At 61.4% G+C, this 16,655-nt stretch carries 16 protein-coding genes; 6 read left to right on the forward strand and 10 right to left on the reverse strand.

The genetic code is table 11. The annotated features are described in order from the left end of the window. Positions 1 to 52: 52 nt before the first annotated feature. The 3 genes from AC3WOG_RS34790 to AC3WOG_RS34800 form a co-directional block, all read right to left on the reverse strand. Positions 53 to 211, reverse strand: coding sequence for an entericidin A/B family lipoprotein (locus tag AC3WOG_RS34790; protein WP_154557950.1), 159 nt, complete (start codon positions 209 to 211; stop codon positions 53 to 55). A gap of 5 nt (positions 212 to 216) precedes the next feature. Then, a complete protein-coding gene (gene leuC / locus AC3WOG_RS34795; protein ID WP_492582242.1) occupies positions 217 to 1,626 on the reverse strand; it encodes a 3-isopropylmalate dehydratase large subunit in 1,410 nt (469 codons plus the stop codon). A 196-nt stretch (positions 1,627 to 1,822) separates the two neighbouring features. Beyond that, positions 1,823 to 3,073: a DUF1479 domain-containing protein gene (locus AC3WOG_RS34800; RefSeq protein ID WP_492582243.1), complete on the reverse strand. Its 1,251-nt coding sequence runs from the start codon at positions 3,071 to 3,073 to the stop codon at positions 1,823 to 1,825. Between the two features lie 137 nt (positions 3,074 to 3,210). On the opposite strand from AC3WOG_RS34800, the gene AC3WOG_RS34805 reads away from it, so the two are divergent. Next, on the forward strand, positions 3,211 to 4,233 hold the full coding sequence (locus tag AC3WOG_RS34805; protein WP_492582244.1) for a helix-turn-helix domain-containing protein: 1,023 nt from the start codon (positions 3,211 to 3,213) through the stop codon (positions 4,231 to 4,233). A gap of 141 nt (positions 4,234 to 4,374) precedes the next feature. Here AC3WOG_RS34805 and gltA read toward each other — a convergent pair whose 3' ends face one another. The 7 genes from gltA to AC3WOG_RS34840 all read right to left on the reverse strand — a co-directional run bounded on the left by gltA (position 4,375) and on the right by AC3WOG_RS34840 (position 10,373). Continuing rightward, positions 4,375 to 5,676, reverse strand: a complete 1,302-nt coding sequence (gene gltA / locus AC3WOG_RS34810) for a citrate synthase (protein WP_492582245.1) — start codon at positions 5,674 to 5,676, stop codon at positions 4,375 to 4,377. A gap of 85 nt (positions 5,677 to 5,761) precedes the next feature. Beyond that, positions 5,762 to 6,034: an FAD assembly factor SdhE gene (locus tag AC3WOG_RS34815; RefSeq protein WP_492582246.1), complete on the reverse strand. Its 273-nt coding sequence runs from the start codon at positions 6,032 to 6,034 to the stop codon at positions 5,762 to 5,764. Positions 6,035 to 6,119: 85 nt separating this feature from the next. After that, positions 6,120 to 6,824, reverse strand: coding sequence for a succinate dehydrogenase iron-sulfur subunit (locus AC3WOG_RS34820; RefSeq protein ID WP_179739517.1), 705 nt, complete (start codon positions 6,822 to 6,824; stop codon positions 6,120 to 6,122). Positions 6,825 to 6,848: 24 nt separating this feature from the next. Continuing rightward, the gene (gene sdhA, locus AC3WOG_RS34825) at positions 6,849 to 8,624 is read right to left on the reverse strand and encodes a succinate dehydrogenase flavoprotein subunit (protein ID WP_492582247.1); all 1,776 of its coding nucleotides are present in this window, start codon (positions 8,622 to 8,624) and stop codon (positions 6,849 to 6,851) included. A gap of 4 nt (positions 8,625 to 8,628) precedes the next feature. Then, positions 8,629 to 8,997 carry a succinate dehydrogenase, hydrophobic membrane anchor protein gene (gene sdhD, locus AC3WOG_RS34830; RefSeq protein ID WP_492582248.1) on the reverse strand — a complete coding sequence of 123 codons (369 nt, stop codon included), beginning with the start codon at positions 8,995 to 8,997 and terminating at the stop codon, positions 8,629 to 8,631. 4 nt (positions 8,998 to 9,001) lie between these two features. Beyond that, on the reverse strand, positions 9,002 to 9,415 hold the full coding sequence (gene sdhC, locus AC3WOG_RS34835; protein ID WP_492582249.1) for a succinate dehydrogenase, cytochrome b556 subunit: 414 nt from the start codon (positions 9,413 to 9,415) through the stop codon (positions 9,002 to 9,004). Positions 9,416 to 9,572: 157 nt separating this feature from the next. After that, the gene (locus AC3WOG_RS34840; RefSeq protein WP_492582250.1) at positions 9,573 to 10,373 is read right to left on the reverse strand and encodes a GntR family transcriptional regulator; all 801 of its coding nucleotides are present in this window, start codon (positions 10,371 to 10,373) and stop codon (positions 9,573 to 9,575) included. Positions 10,374 to 10,950: 577 nt separating this feature from the next. On the opposite strand from AC3WOG_RS34840, the gene AC3WOG_RS34845 reads away from it, so the two are divergent. The 5 genes from AC3WOG_RS34845 (at position 10,951) to AC3WOG_RS34865 (ending at position 16,653) form a co-directional block, all read left to right on the forward strand. Next, positions 10,951 to 11,934 carry a malate dehydrogenase gene (locus AC3WOG_RS34845; RefSeq protein WP_492582251.1) on the forward strand — a complete coding sequence of 328 codons (984 nt, stop codon included), beginning with the start codon at positions 10,951 to 10,953 and terminating at the stop codon, positions 11,932 to 11,934. A gap of 281 nt (positions 11,935 to 12,215) precedes the next feature. After that, entirely contained in the window at positions 12,216 to 13,232 is a 1,017-nt protein-coding gene (locus AC3WOG_RS34850) for an HpcH/HpaI aldolase/citrate lyase family protein (protein ID WP_492582252.1), read from the forward strand. A 169-nt stretch (positions 13,233 to 13,401) separates the two neighbouring features. Continuing rightward, positions 13,402 to 14,577: a bifunctional 2-methylcitrate synthase/citrate synthase gene (prpC, locus tag AC3WOG_RS34855; protein WP_492582253.1), complete on the forward strand. Its 1,176-nt coding sequence runs from the start codon at positions 13,402 to 13,404 to the stop codon at positions 14,575 to 14,577. Between the two features lie 101 nt (positions 14,578 to 14,678). Continuing rightward, positions 14,679 to 15,176: a hypothetical protein gene (locus tag AC3WOG_RS34860; protein ID WP_492582254.1), complete on the forward strand. Its 498-nt coding sequence runs from the start codon at positions 14,679 to 14,681 to the stop codon at positions 15,174 to 15,176. A gap of 25 nt (positions 15,177 to 15,201) precedes the next feature. Beyond that, entirely contained in the window at positions 15,202 to 16,653 is a 1,452-nt protein-coding gene (locus AC3WOG_RS34865; RefSeq protein WP_492582255.1) for a bifunctional 2-methylcitrate dehydratase/aconitate hydratase, read from the forward strand. Positions 16,654 to 16,655 lie beyond the last annotated feature (2 nt).

The raw sequence follows: 16,655 nt of genomic DNA on the forward strand, positions 1-16,655 counted from the left end.
GCGTGGTAGCCGCAAAGCTACCCGCGCATCGCCGGCAAAAATCGAAAACCGCTTATTTGTCAGCGTGATTGCTGATCGAATTGCCGAGGTGCGACATGTCCTCGCCGAATCCGTGCACCGTATTGCAGCCGGCCAGACCGAACAGCAACCCAGCCAAGGTACCGAGCGCGAAGCGGCGCAATAGAGTGGTGCGATTCATGTTCTTCATCATGCGAATTATCCAAGCTTGCGAATATCGACAAAATGCCCTTCGATGGCCGCAGCGGCAGCCATTGCGGGGCTCACGAGGTGGGTACGGCCACCGGCGCCCTGACGACCTTCAAAGTTACGATTCGACGTGGACGCGCAACGTTCGCCCGGATCCAACCGGTCGGCGTTCATGGCGAGACACATCGAGCAACCCGGTTCACGCCATTCGAACCCGGCTTCGGTAAAGACCCTGTCGAGGCCTTCGCGTTCCGCTTGCGCCTTCACCAGACCCGAACCCGGCACCACCATGGCCAGGCGGATGTTCGGTGCGACGCGACGGCCGAGCTTCTTCACGACGTATGCTGCGGCGCGAATGTCTTCAATGCGCGCGTTGGTGCACGACCCGATGAAGATTTTATCCGGCTTGATGGATTCGATCGGCGCGTTCGGTTCGAGCGCCATGTATTTCAACGCGCGTTCCATCGCGTCGCGCTTGACCGGATCTTTTTCGCGTTCCGGATCCGGCACGCGGCCGTCAATTGCCGTAACCATTTCCGGCGACGTGCCCCACGTGACTTGCGGCACGATCTCAGCCGCGTTCAGTTCGACCACGCGATCGAATTGCGCGCCTTCGTCCGACTTGAACTGCTTCCAGTACTCGACCGCGTGATCCCACTCGACGCCTTCCGGCGAGAACGGACGGCCCTTCAGGTAATCGATCGTGATGTCGTCCACAGCAACCATGCCGGCGCGCGCGCCCGCTTCGATCGCCATGTTGCAGACCGTCATACGGCCTTCCATCGACAGCGCGCGAATCGTCGAACCGCCGAATTCGATCGCGTAGCCCGTGCCGCCCGCCGTGCCGATCTTGCCGATGATCGCGAGCACGATGTCTTTCGCGGTACAGCCGCGCGGCAACGGGCCTTCGACCTTCACCAGCATGTTCTTGCTCTTCTTCTGCAAGAGCGTTTGCGTGGCCAGCACGTGCTCGACTTCCGACGTGCCGATGCCATGTGCCAGCGCACCGAACGCGCCGTGCGTGGAGGTGTGCGAATCGCCGCAGACGATCGTCATGCCCGGCAGCGTGGCGCCCTGCTCCGGCCCGATGATGTGCACGATGCCCTGACGCAGGTCGTTCATCTTGAACTGCGTGATGCCGTAGGCGTCGCAGTTGCTGTCGAGCGTATCGACTTGCAGCTTCGAAACCGGATCGGCGATGCCGTGGCTGCGATCCGTGGTAGGCACGTTGTGATCGGATACCGCCAGATTCGCGCTGATGCGCCACACCGGACGCTCAGCCAGCTTCAGGCCTTCGAACGCCTGCGGGCTGGTGACTTCGTGCAGCAGGTGGCGGTCGATATAGAGAATCGTCGTACCGTCTTCTTCCGTGTGGACCACGTGCGTGTTCCACAATTTGTCGTAGAGAGTCTGTGCCATGGTATGCGGGGTAGTAATGACTGCGGGCTGGCTGTGTCGGTCGATTATGCCACGCAGAGCCGCTTCCTGGCCCATCAAACCTCGGAAAAACCGATAAAAAACAGTGGGTTGGGTGGTAGTGCCGATACCTGTATCGCCGTTACCCGGCAGCGGAATGCGCGATGGCGGCCCCATGCGCCGCCGCGCTTACATGTCGTCAGCGCTCGAGATCGAAGCCGAGTTGAGCGCGGCCGAGCGGCGTCAAATCGTTTTCCTGTGCGCGCCCGATAAAGCCGGTCTCGAAGTGATCGGCTGGAAAGTCCGGTGGGCTTTCGCCACGCAGGAAGCTTGGCAGCTGGCGTTTCAGATACGCCTCGTTCTTCGCGCACCACGGCGCGGACGAGATGTACATCACGTTGCTGTAGCCACTGCCGCGATGCGTGTCTTCCACCGAATGCACGACGTCGCTGTGCCAGAACACGGCGTCGCCCGGCTGCATGTGCGGGATCGGCGTGACCGCTTCGAGCAGCAGGCTGTGCCAGGCCGGCTGAATCGACAGCGCGCGGGCGGGTTGCGCGCCGCAAAGCTCGTCGTCGGGGACGTCGTCCTGCAGCGCGCGCAGGATCATATATGCCATTGCGCTGGCGATCGGAATCAACTGCAACGTGCCGTCGCCCGGGCCTTGCGGCGTCAGCGCCGTCCAGCCCTGGAAGGTGCGGAACATCGAGCATACGGCGGGCGACGGGATCTCCCGCACGTCCGGACGGAAAGCGGCGTCGAACGGATCGTACGCGCGCCAGTTGCCCGACAGCACATGCCGGTACACCTGGCGGAAATTCGGATCGAGCCAGCGTTCGACGGAACCACCGTCGACGTGCGGCGACAATCCCAGCGATTCCGATCCCGGCGGCCGGCGACGAATCCGGTCCGCGTACACCGGCACGCGCTCGGGATCGAAGTGCTGCTTCCCTGCGCTTTCCGCGGTCCACAAGCGGTTCAGAAACACGCGCGTATTCGTCAGTTGTTCAGATTGCCGCGCGGCTGTCTGCGGCTTCGACCAGTAGACGCCGTAGATCTGCGGCCTGCTCGACGACAGCGTGCCGAAGTACTTGTCTTCGGCGCGATGCGCGAGCTTGTCGTCGAGCTTGTTGCGCTCGACGTATTGCGCGATTTCGTCGTCCCAGTCGCTCGCTCGTTGCGGCTCGAACACGCGTCGCACTACGCACGCGCCGCGCTCCTTGATTCTTCGGATCACGCTCGCGCCCACATCGCCCGAAACAATGGCCGCGTAATCGAATACGGGGATGGCTTCGAAGCCGCGCTCGCGCTCGCTGCAAATCGCGTCGACCTGCCGCCGCAGTGCGTCCTCGACCTCGCGAAAGACCTGGGCGTAACTCGGCAGCGCGGCGCGCAGTTCGCGCTTGGCCGTGCGGATCGCTTCGGAAAGGTTGTCGATTTTGACGGGCATGAGCTATCTCCTTGGTTTGATTTGCCTATGCCTGCAGATTAGGCACCCTGCGCCACCGCAAGCGATGCTATTCAGCCAAATATCGATACAATTTGGACATTCACTGTCCCTCCTTTTACGGCCAGACGCGCACTCCGATGAAACCGCAATACGAACGCGTCACCATTCCCGAAGGTTGTTCTGTGCGCGTCTACCACCGGCGGCTCGCGCAGATTCCGTTCGAATGGCATCACCACCCCGAATACGAACTGACGCTGACGATGAACAGCCGTGGCCGCCGTTTCGTCGGCGATCACTGCGCCGATTACAGCGGCGACGATCTCGTGCTGGTGCCGCCGGACATGCCGCACACGTGGTCGTCCACGGAGCCGATCAAGGCGCGCGCGCCGCAAGTGGCAATCGTCGTATGGTTCAGCGGCGATTGGGCGCGGCGTCTCGCCGATTGCTGTCCGGAGTTTGCGGGGCTGCGCGCATTGCTGAGGCGCGGCGCTCCGGGGCTGCGGTTTGCGCCCGAGGCCGTGGCGCTGATGCGCGCGCGGCTGGATGCTTTGCTCGACGCGTCGCCACGAGTACGGCTCAGCGCCGTGCTGGAGGTGCTCGCGTGCCTCTCTGAGGCGGAATCGGAACCATTGGCGTCGCCGGCTGCGCATGCGCCGGGCGCGCGGCCAGCGCATGCTCGCGGCGCGCAAACGACCGCCATCGCGCCAGCCGTCACGCACGGCGGCAGTGCGTCAGAAGCGGAGCGTCTGAATCGCGTACTCGACCTGCTCGATCGACGCTTCCACGAATCGCTGCGTATCGCCGAATTGTGCGACGTGGCGAACCTCTCGGCACGCTCGCTGCATCGTTACTTTGTGCGGCACGTGGGCGAAAGCGTCGGACGTTATCTGAACCGGCTACGCATCGGCTATGCAACACGGCAATTGACCGATACAGGCTGGCCGATCGCGCTGATCGCTACGAAAGCGGGCTTTCCGAATCTCGCCAATTTCAATCGACAGTTTTTGTCGGCGCGCGGCATGACGCCGAGTGCGTACCGGCGCTTTTTCGAAACCCACGGCCATGCGCCGAAGGACGCCGCTTCGACACCGGCCAACCTCAAGACACGCCCGCCCTCGCTCGAACGAACCAGACGGCGCCAGGCCCGCACACCGGCTTGACGGCACCGCGCCACGCGACACGACGCGCGACAAAAACAAAACGCCCCAACGATAAACCCGTTGGGGCGTTTCCAATCAGCACAGACTCTGCGCTCATTCGCAGCAAACAAGCCGCCGCGAACCACGCAGACTCAAACCCGATCAACGTTGCGCGAGCGGCTTCGCTTCACGTTGCGTGTCGCCGATGAACAGCTGACGCGGACGGCCAATCTTCTGTTCCGGATCGGCGATCATTTCGTTCCACTGTGCAATCCAGCCGACCGTACGCGCCATCGCGAAGATACACGTGAACATCGAGGTCGGGATGCCCAGCGCGCGCTGCACGATGCCCGAGTAGAAGTCGACGTTCGGGTACAGCTTGCGCGACACGAAGTATTCGTCTTCCAGTGCGATCTTTTCCAGCGCCATGGCCAGCTTGAACAGCGGGTCGTCGTGCAGACCCAGCTCTTCCAGCACTTCGTGGCAGGTTTCGCGCATCAGCTTCGCACGCGGATCGTAGTTCTTGTACACACGGTGACCGAAGCCCATCAGCTTCACGCCCGAGTTCTTGTCCTTCACCTGCCTGATGAACTCAGGAATGTTGTCGACCGAGCCGATTTCTTCCAGCATGTTCAGCGCGGCTTCGTTCGCACCACCGTGCGCCGGGCCCCACAAACAAGCGATACCGGCTGCGATACACGCAAACGGGTTCGCGCCCGACGAACCGGCGAGACGCACCGTCGAGGTCGAGGCATTCTGCTCGTGGTCTGCGTGCAGGATCAGGATACGGTCGAGCGCGCGCACCAGCACGTCGTTGACCTTGTACTCTTCGCACGGGTTCGAGAACATCATGTGCATGAAGTTCGCGCTGTACGACAGGTCGTTCTTCGGGTACGCAAACGGCTGACCGATGCTGTACTTGTACGCCATCGCGACCAGCGTCGGCAGCTTCGCGATCATGCGAATGGCCGACACTTCACGGTGACGCGGATTGTTGATGTCGAGCGAGTCGTGATAGAACGCCGACAGCGCGCCGACTGCGGCGACCAGAATCGCCATCGGGTGCGCGTCACGGCGGAAGCCACGGAAGAAGAAGTGCATTTGCTCATGCACCATCGTGTGCTTCGTGACGGTGCCCACGAACTCCGCGTTCTGCTGCGCGTTCGGCAGTTCGCCCTTCAGCAGCAGGTAGCAAGTTTCGAGGAAGTCGGCGTTTTCCGCGAGGTTGTCGATCGGGTAGCCGCGGTACAGCAGCTCGCCCTTGTCGCCGTCGATGTACGTAATCGCCGAATTGCAGGCCGCCGTCGACATGAAGCCCGGGTCGTACGTGAACTTGCCGGTCTGGCCGTACAGTTTGCGGATGTCGATCACGTCCGGGCCGAGGGTGCCCTTGTAAATCGGCATTTCAACGCTCGGCGAATTGTCGCTGAACGATAGCGTGGCTTTAACATCTGACGGGGTCATAGCACATCCTCAATCGAAGTATGGAAACAGGGTTTCGATAATTTGCATGCCTGGAACAACGGACAAGCGGGGGCGCTCAAGCCGCTCAAGCGTTTCGCAGCAACTCCAGCACCCGGATCACATCCGGGTCGGCAAGGTCGCCCTCTGGTTCCTTGCGCGCGAGCAGCAAGTCCATCAGGTCGTTATCGCTCAGCTCGAGCAGGCGGGTGAGTGCGCCTACATCGGCGTCGCTGAGGTCATGCTCATATCGGCTGAAAAAACGTTCAAAGATCAGATCGTTTTCCAGCAAGCCGCGCCGCGCGCGCCAGCGAAGGCGCGCGCGACGAAGAGGGTCGGACTGATGCAATGTTTCGTTCATGTCAGTACGCGCCGGGCCGCCCCCAAGCGTATTGACCGCCCCCTCGGGGGGCAGCGAACGATAGGGAGCGTGGGGGTTGTTCATCCTAGACAGCGCGGCGAACCATCAATTCCTTGATCTTGCCAATCGCCTTGGTCGGGTTCAGGCCCTTCGGGCAGACGTCGACGCAATTCATGATGGTATGGCAACGGAACAGACGGTACGGATCTTCCAGGTTGTCGAGGCGTTCACCGGTCGCTTCGTCGCGGCTATCCGCGATGAAACGATAGGCTTGCAGCAGGCCCGCCGGACCGACGAACTTGTCCGGATTCCACCAGAAGCTCGGGCACGAAGTCGAGCAGCTTGCGCACAGAATACATTCGTACAGGCCGTCCAGCTCGTCGCGCTCTTCCGGCGACTGCAGACGTTCCTTTTCCGGCGGCGGCGTATCGTTGATCAGGTACGGCTTGATCGAGTGATACTGGTTGAAGAACTGCGTGAAGTCGCAGATCAGGTCGCGCACGACGGGCAGGCCCGGCAGCGGACGCAGCACGATCTTCTGCGGCAGGTCGTTCAGGTTCGTCAGACAAGCCAGACCGTTCTTGCCGTTGATGTTCATTGCGTCCGAACCGCACACGCCTTCGCGGCACGAACGGCGGAACGACAGCGTTTCGTCGACAGCCTTCAGCTTGACGAGCGCGTCGAGCAGCATGCGTTCGTGCGAGTCGATGTCGATCTCGTACGTTTGCATGCGCGGCGCTGCATCCTTATCCGGGTCGTAGCGGTAAATTTCAAATGTACGCTTAGCCATTTCTGAATTCCTTTGACTTGTGCCTTAGAAGGTCCGCGCTTTCGGCGGAACCGATTCGACGGTCAGCGGTTGCATGTGAACCGGCTTGTAGTCGAGGCGATCGCCAACGCTAAACCACAGCGTATGGCGCAGCCAGTTTTCGTCGTCGCGATGTTCGAAGTCGTTTTGCGCGTGCGCGCCGCGGCTTTCCTTGCGCGCTTCGGCGGAGACCATCGTGGCGCGTGCCACTTCGATCAGGTTCGCCACTTCCAGCGCTTCGACGCGTGCGGTGTTGAACACCTTCGACTTGTCCTTCAGATGAATGTTGTCGACACGTTCAGCCACTTCGCGGATGCGCTCGACGCCTTCGGCCAGCAACGCCGACGTACGGAACACGCCGGCGTGCGCCTGCATCGTGGCGCGGATATCGTTCGCGACGTTTTGCGTGTATTCGCCCGACGAGGACTTGTCCAGCTTGTCCAGACGCGACAGCGCGAAATCGGCAGCGTCGGCCGGCAGCGGCTTGTGCTCCTTGATCTCCTTCACGTGCTTGACGATGTGGTTGCCGGCCGCGCGGCCGAACACCACCAGGTCGAGCAGCGAGTTCGTGCCGAGACGGTTTGCGCCGTGCACCGACACGCACGAGCATTCGCCCACTGCGTAGAAACCGTTGACCGGCTCTTCGTGACCGCGCGGCGTACCCACGACCTGGCCGTGAATGTTCGTCGGAATACCGCCCATCTGATAGTGAATGGTCGGCACGACCGGGATCGGTTCCTTGATACAGTCGACGTTCGCGAACTTCAGCGCGATTTCGCGGATCGACGGCAGACGCTTCATGATCGTCTCGGCACCAATGTGCGACAGGTCGAGCAGCACGTGATCCTTGTTCGGACCCACGCCGCGGCCTTCCTTGATTTCCTGGTCCATCGAACGCGAAACGAAGTCGCGCGGCGCCAGATCCTTCAGCGTCGGCGCGTAGCGTTCCATGAAACGCTCGCCGTTCGAGTTACGCAGAATGCCGCCTTCGCCGCGCACGCCTTCGGTAATCAGCACGCCCGCGCCGGCCACGCCGGTCGGGTGGAATTGCCAGAATTCCATGTCTTGCAGTGCGATGCCCGAACGCGCAGCCATGCCCAGGCCGTCACCGGTGTTGATAAACGCATTCGTGGATGCCGCGAAGATCCGGCCAGCACCGCCCGTGGCGAACAGCGTGGTCTTGCCTTCGAGGATGTAGACGTCGCCGGTTTCCATTTCCAGCGCGGTCACGCCGAGCACGTCGCCGTCGGCGTCGCGGATCAGGTCCAGCGCCATCCATTCGACGAAGAACTGCGTCTTTGCTGCAACGTTCTGCTGATACAGCGTGTGCAGCAGCGCGTGACCGGTACGGTCAGCCGCCGCGCAAGCGCGTTGTACCGGCTTTTCACCGTAGTTCGCGGTATGGCCGCCGAACGGGCGCTGATAGATCGTGCCGTCCGCATTGCGGTCGAACGGCATGCCGAAGTGTTCCAGTTCGTACACCGCATTCGGCGCTTCACGGCACATGAACTCGATCGCGTCCTGGTCGCCGAGCCAGTCGGAACCCTTGATCGTGTCGTAGAAGTGATAGTGCCAATTGTCTTCGCTCATGTTGCCAAGCGATGCGCCGATGCCGCCTTGGGCAGCCACCGTGTGCGAACGCGTCGGGAACACCTTGGACAGCACGCAAACCGACAGACCGGCGCGCGCGAGTTGCAGCGAAGCGCGCATCCCCGAGCCGCCTGCACCGACGATAACCACGTCGAAGCGGCGACGCGGCAGAGAATTCTTGATTGCAGCCATTCTTTTACACTCTCCAGAGAATCTGCGCAGCGTAGCCCGCACACGCGAGCAGCCAGACGATCGTCAGCGCTTGAAGAAACAGGCGCATGCCAACGGGCTTCACATAGTCCATCCAGATGTCGCGGATACCGACCCACGCGTGATAGAACAGCGAGAGCAGTGTGACAAACGTGGCGAGCTTCATCCATTGCGTCGCGAAGATCGACGCCCAGCCGTCATACGAGAAATCGCGCGCGCCGAAGAACCACGCGAGCAGGATGACCGTATAGACGGCCATCACGCAGGCGGTGATGCGCTGGGCGAGCCAGTCGCGCAGACCGTAATGTGCGCCGACGACGAGACGCTTCGGACCGATTCGGTTATTAGCTGCCATTTTTTTAGAAGACTCCGAACAGTTTTGCGGCGAATGCGATCGTAAGAAGCGACGACACGACGAGGACCACGATGGAGGTTTGCTTGCCACCTTCCTTCGTCACTGCACGGTGCGTGTCCATCACCAGGTGACGGATGCCGGCGCAGAAGTGAAACAGGAAGGCCCACGCGAGAACGAGCGTGATGAGCTTGACGACGATGTTGGAGAGGAAACCTTTGAAGACTTCGAAACTAAGTTCGGAAGTCAGGCTCTGATCGAAGAGGTACAGCAGGAACGGAAGAAAAACAAAAAGCAGACCACCGCTTAAGCGGTGCAAGATCGACACTCGCCCCGCTAGCGGGAGACGGTATGCCGTCAATATCTGCCCGATACCGATGTTCCGGAATTCCGGCCTCGGTTTTTTTACGGCTTCAGCCATGCTAGACCCCTACTATGTAGTCACACTAATCCGCGATTTTAGCGCCTTTTTATATCGCGCTGCAGCGAAAACCACTACAGGTCCGTTACAGCATGCGCGATAAAGGCGCCTTCAAACAGGCGCGCGTGTGGGACGCTGCGCCTTCGTTCAGCCCGACTCAGCTTAGATCGTTCTGATAGTAATACCCGGTTGTGACATACCAACCACGCCGGACTTCAACCGGCCGGTCCCCGTATGTATAGGACACGCGCTCCACCGACAGCAGCGGAAAGCCCGCCGGCACACTCAATAGATCAGCCACTGAAGGGTCGGCCGCGACCGCGCGGATTTTCTCCGTCGCGCGGATCATGCGCGTGCCGAATTCAGTCTCGAACATCGCGTAGAGGGGACCTTTGTACTCCGACAGGCGTTCGAGCGTGAGCCCGCGGAACACGCCGCCGGGCAGCCAGATTTCGTCGAGTACGGTGACTTCGCCGTCGAACTGCAGCAAGCGCTTGATCAACACCACCGGATCGGCGGGCTTCAGGTCGAGTTGCCGGGCGATGTCCGCCGAAGCGCGCAAGCGCCGGCATTCGAGCAGGCGGCTGACGTGCGGATGTTCCGCGCCGTCATCGGCCAGTAATCGGAGGAAGCGAAACTGGGCGCGATCTTCGTTGTGCGTTGCAACAAAAGTGCCCTTGCCCTGGCGGCGCACCAGCAGGTTGTCGGCGGCAAGTTCGTCGATCGCTTTGCGCACTGTCCCCTGACTGACCTTGTATCTGGCCGCCAATTCGACTTCACTAGGAATGATCTCGCCGGGTTTCCATTCGCCGCTTTCGAGGCTCTGTGTGATCAACCCCTTGATCTGCTGATACAACGGGCTGAAAGTGGGCGACGTAGCGGGCGCGGCAGCGGATACACCCTCGCCTGCAGCCCCTTGGCCGTTCGGATTCGTGGTGTTCGCCGGGTTCGAAGTCATGCGCGCATTTCATCATAAAGGGCTGGGCCGCGTCTAGGGTTTTCCCCGCAACAGATATGTCTTATATAAGACATAAGATAATGTTGACTTTGTGACGTCCGACTCCTACACTCCTTGTCGAGCAAGGGTTTGCGGGTTTTTCGGCGGCTGTTTTGTGCAGCGCCGCGACGCACCGGCAGCCATTCTGCACCATGCTGTTCCCACGCAGTCCAGGTTTCGATTCGCCGCCATTGTCTGGTCAGACGCTTGCCGAAACGCGCTGTTTGCAGGAGCCCGCACCGTGCAGCGACTACCCGGCGCCTTTTATGCCGCGCTCCCGCTCTCTCAAGAAAACGCCGGGCCGCCCCAAGTTTTCTTGCCCCCTCGGGGGGCCTGGCGCGAAGCCCCAGGTTTGGGGGCACTCAGTAGTACAGGTTTCCGGCATGGCGGTCTCGCCGCAGCGCGCTGCACAGCCCCGATACACATACAGGGCCGTACGCGAACAGTGAATTCCGCCGTGTTTCACAACGCTTCGCTGAACGCGCATATAGAATGGCGTTTTCCCTAGCGTCTAACGCATCGTCCTGGAGATTTCTCAATGGCTAAGCCCGCAAAGCGCGTTGCCGTCACCGGCGCCGCAGGTCAAATCGCTTACTCCCTGCTGTTCCGCATTGCCAATGGCGATCTGCTCGGCAAGGATCAGCCGGTGGTCCTGCAACTGCTCGACCTGCCGCAAGCGCAAGCCGCCGTCAAAGGCGTCGTGATGGAACTGGATGATTGCGCATTCCCGCTGCTGTCGGGCGTCGTGATCACTGACGATCCGAAGGTCGCATTCAAGGATGCCGACGTCGCTCTGCTGGTCGGTGCCCGTCCGCGTTCGAAAGGTATGGAACGCAAGGATCTGCTGTCGGCCAACGCCGAGATCTTCACGGTTCAGGGCAAGGCGCTGAATGAAGTCGCCAGCCGCGACGTGAAGGTGCTGGTGGTCGGCAACCCGGCCAACACCAACGCATACATCGCCATGAAGTCGGCGCCGGATCTGCCGAAGAAGAACTTCACCGCCATGCTGCGTCTGGACCACAACCGCGCGCTGTCGCAACTGGCCGCCAAGTCGGGCAAGCCGGTCGCTTCGATCGAAAAGCTGGCTGTGTGGGGCAACCACTCGCCGACCATGTACCCGGATTTCCGCGTTGCAACGGCAGAAGGTCAGGACCTGACCAAGCTGATCAACGATGACGAATGGAACCGCAACACGTTCATCCCGACCGTCGGCAAGCGCGGCGCCGCGATCATTGAAGCGCGCGGCCTGTCGTCGGCAGCTTCGGCAGCTAACGCAGCGATCGACCACGTGCGCGACTGGGTGCTCGGCACGAACGGCAAGTGGGTCACGATGGGTATTCCGTCGGACGGTTCGTATGGCATTCCGGAAGACATCATCTACGGCGTGCCGGTTACCTGCGAAAACGGCGAGTACAAGCGTGTTGAAGGTCTGGAAATCGACGCGTTCTCGCGCGAAAAGATGGACGGTACGCTGAACGAACTGCTCGAAGAGCGCGACGGCGTTCAACACCTGCTCGGCTAAGCGCCTGATGCAGACGAGCCGGAACTCGTGAGGAAACGCCGGGCCGCCCCAAGTTTCCTCCCCCCTCGGGGGGCCTGGCGCGAAGCGACAGGTCTGGGGGCGCTCCCAGACGTCATCGCGGCGGGTTCCGGTTTTTTACGTGCGAATGCAGGTACGGCGCTTCGCCACGCCGACGTTCGCATCTGATCCGAACGCGTTTTGCGCGGCTGCTTGACGATGATCGAGCAGAGCGCGTCCGAATCAGACTTCACTAAACATTATCCACGCCCCTGACGCCGAAGATGCGCGCCCTCACACCCGCCGAAGTGCTGTTTGACGGCGAAGCGCCGCCCGCTGTGCTGCCTGCCTGCGATCACTACGCCGGCAGCGAGAAGCTGATGCTGAAATCGCTCGCGTTGCAGCAGCAACTGGGCCCGGTGTTCGACATCACGCTCGACTGTGAAGACGGCGCGCAGGTCTGCCGCGAAGCGGAACACGCGGAGCTGGTCGCGTCGCTGCTGGGCAGCGAGCATGACCGTTTCGGCCGCGTCGGCGTGCGGATCCACGACTTCGCCCACCCGCACTGGCGTGACGACGTCCGCCTCATTCTGCGCGCCGCAAAGCGAGCGCCCGCTTACATCACCCTGCCGAAGATCCGCAACGTCCCCGATGCCGCCGAAATGGTCGCGTTCATCGAAGCGACGCGGCGCGAACTCGGCATCGCTCAACCTGTGCCGGTACAACTGCTGGTCGAAACACATGGCGCGCTGACGCGCGTGTTCGATCTGGCCGCGCTGCCCGGCGTGGAAGCGCTGAGCTTCGGCCTGATGGACTTCGTCTCCGCGCACGACGGTGCAATTCCCGATACTGCCATGCGCTCGCCCGGCCAGTTCGATCATCCGCTGGTGCGGCGCGCGAAGCTCGAAATTTCGGCGGCCTGCCATGCGCATGGCAAGGTGCCGTCGCATAACGTCAGCACGGAAGTACGCGACATGAGCGTGGTCGCCGGCGACGCCGCCCGCGCCCGCAACGAGTTCGGCTACACGCGGATGTGGAGCATCCATCCGGCGCAGATCGAAGCGATCGTCGCCGCGTTCGCACCGCGCGACGAAGAGATCGCCACGGCCACCGAAATCCTGCTGGCCGCGCAGTCCGCGCAATGGGGACCGACGCGCCATCACGACACGCTGCACGACCGGGCCAGCTATCGCTACTACTGGTCGGTGCTGCGCCGCGCGCAATCCACGGGCCGCGCCGTCCCGCAAGACGCCGCGCCGCTCTTCATGAAAGTGGGCGCTAACGGGCAATCCGCATCATGAGCATGACGGTCAACACGGCAACTGATGCGGCAGTGCTGGACGGCGCCCACGCGCGCCGCGCAACGGAATCGGGCGATTGCCTGTCGCAGCGGCATGCAGGCGTGGAATGCGCGGTTCAATGCATGGTTCAGCCAGAAGCAACGAGCAGGCACAACGGAGATTGCGGGAGATGAGCGAGACAACGCAAACCGCCGGCACACAAGGCGGTCCTGGCTTCAAACCGAAGAAATCCGTCGCGCTGTCGGGCGTGACGGCGGGGAACACTGCACTTTGTACGGTCGGCAAAACCGGCAACGACCTGCACTATCGCGGCTACGACATTCTCGATATCGCGAGCGCCTGCGAATTCGAAGAGATCGCCTATCTGCTGGTGCACGAAAAGCTGCCGACGCAAACCGAACTGACCGCCTACAAGACCAAACTCAAGGCGCTGCGTGGCCTGCCCGCGAATGTGAAAGCCGCGCTCGAATGGATTCCGGCCGCGGCGCATCCAATGGACGTGATGCGCACCGGCGTATCGGTGCTGGGCACCGTTCTGCCCGAGAAAGACGACCACAACCTGCCCGGCGCACGCGACATCGCCGACAAGCTGATGGCCTCGCTCGGTTCGATGCTGCTGTACTGGTATCACTACTCGCACAACGGCAAGCGCATCGAGGTCGAAACCGACGACGATTCGATCGGCGGCCACTTCCTGCACCTGCTGCACGGCGTGGAGCCGTCAAAGGCGTGGGTCGACGCGATGCACGTGTCGCTGAACCTGTACGCCGAGCATGAATTCAACGCGTCGACCTTCACCGGCCGCGTGATCGCGGGTACGGGCTCGGATATCTACTCGGCGATCACCGGCGCGATCGGCGCGCTGCGCGGCCCGAAACACGGCGGCGCCAACGAAGCCGCGTTCGAGATCCAGTCGCGCTACCAGACGCCCGACGAAGCCGAAGCCGACATCCGCCGTCGCGTCGAGAACAAGGAAGTGGTGATCGGTTTCGGCCACCCGGTGTACACGATCTCCGATCCGCGCAACAAGGTGATCAAGGAAGTCGCGAAGAAGCTGTCGAAGGAAGCGGGCAACACCAGGCTGTTCAGCATCGCCGAGCGACTTGAAACAGTGATGGCAGATGTGAAAAAGATGTTTCCAAATCTCGACTGGTTTAGCGCGGTCTCGTATCACATGATGGGCGTGCCGACGTCGATGTTCACGCCGCTGTTCGTGATCGCCCGCACGGCTGGCTGGAGCGCGCACGTCATCGAGCAACGGATCGACAACAAGATCATCCGTCCGAGCGCGAATTACACCGGCCCCGAGAATTTGAAGTACGTGCCGCTAAATAGGAGAAAATAGCGCTCGCTGTGCGCTTCCAAAGCGCGTGCAGTTCAACCCTCGCGGTCGCCAACACGGGCCCGCGCACTGTTCAACTGAAATTAGATAGAAAGGTTTTCTCCATGAATAAGCTGTTGATCGCCGCCGTAATCGGCGCTTTGTCCACGACGATGCTGACCGTTGCGACCGACGCCGCTGCGCAAACAACGACCACGCCGGCCGCCAAGGCTGTGCCGAAAAAGCCGCAACCGAAACGTCTGATCAAGCGCAAAGCCAATCCGGCTAAGGAAGCGAAGGTCGATCCGATTCCGGAAGGCTCGGAAAAGTGGTCGTGCAACGAAGGTCTGGCATTCGACCTGAAGGGCGACATGAAGCGTGACCAGATCGTCACGGTTCACTGGGCGAACAAAAACTACAATCTGCCGCGCGAAGCGACCACCACGGGCGCAGATCGTTTCCACGACGCCGCAACGGGTATGGACCTGGTTGTGATCCCGACGAAGGCGATGTTGTTCTCGGATAAGGACAGCTCGCGCCTGGCCGACGAGTGCAAGACGGCAGCCATGGTGCAAGGTGCGCCGGCTCCGACGCAATCGAACGCGATCAACAAGACCAACTAATCAGTTACATCAGGAAGGCGCCCCGATGTCCGCTCCGATTTCCAACGTGCGACCCGACCCGGACCCAGTCCTGGTCGATATCGTCGATTACGTACTGGATTATCAGATCGACAGCACGCTCGCGCTGGACACCGCGCGTAACTGCCTGATCGATACGCTCGGCTGCGGACTCGAGGCGCTCACCTACCCGGCCTGCACCAAGCTGATGGGACCGATCGTGCCGGGCACGATCGTCCCCAACGGCGCCAAGGTGCCGGGCACGTCGTTTCAGTTGGACCCGGTTCAGGCCGCCTTCAACATCGGCGCAATGATCCGCTGGCTGGACTTCAACGACACCTGGCTTGCCGCCGAGTGGGGCCATCCGTCGGATAACCTCGGCGGAATTCTGGCCACGGCCGACTGGCTCTCGCGCACTGCCATCGCAGCAGGCAAAAAGCCGCGGACGATGAAAGACGTTTTGATCGCCATGATCAAGGCGCACGAAATTCAAGGCTGTATCGCGCTCGAGAACTCCTTCAATAAGGTCGGACTCGATCATGTGCTGCTGGTGAAGCTGGCTTCGACCGCAGTTGTTGGTCAACTGATCGGGTTGACCCGCGACGAGTTGATCAACGCGGTTTCGCAGGCGTTTGTCGATGGACACGCGCTGCGCACGTATCGTCATGCGCCGAATACCGGCTCGCGCAAGTCGTGGGCCGCAGGCGACGCGACCTCGCGCGCCGTACGGCTCGCGTTGATCGCGAAGACCGGCGAGATGGGATATCCGTCGGTGCTGACGGCTAAGACGTGGGGCTTCTACGACGTACTCTTCAAGGGCAACGCGTTCAGGTTCCAGCGCCCGTACGGCTCGTATGTGATGGAAAACGTGCTGTTCAAGATTTCTTTCCCGGCTGAGTTTCACGCGCAAACCGCAGTGGAAGCAGCGATGACGTTGCACGCGCAGCTCGCCGCCAGCGGCAAGCGCGTCGAAGACATCAAGAAGATCACGATCCGCACTCACGAAGCCGCGATCCGCATCATCGACAAGAAAGGCCCCCTGAACAACCCGGCCGACCGCGATCATTGCATCCAGTACATGATCGCCGTGCCGCTGATCCACGGCCGCCTGACGGCCGCGGACTATGAAGATTCGATCGCGCAAGACCCGCGCATCGATGTGCTGCGCGCCAGGATGGAATGTGTCGAAGACGCGCAGTTCACGAAGGATTACCACGACCCGGAGAAGCGTTCGATCGCCAATGCACTGACGATCGAATTCAACGACGGGTCGACGTTCGACGAAGTCGTAGTCGAATACCCGATCGGTCATAAGCGTCGTCGCGAGGACGGGATTCCGTTGCTGGTCGAGAAGTTCAAGACCAACCTCGCGCGCCGCTTTCCGGTCAAGCAACAACTGGCGATTCTCGACGTGTCACTGGATCAGGCAAGGCTCGAGGCCATGCCGGTCAATGAGTACGTCGATCTGTACATCATCTAGTC

The sequence above is a fragment of the Paraburkholderia sp. FW306-02-B genome (assembly GCF_058782725.1).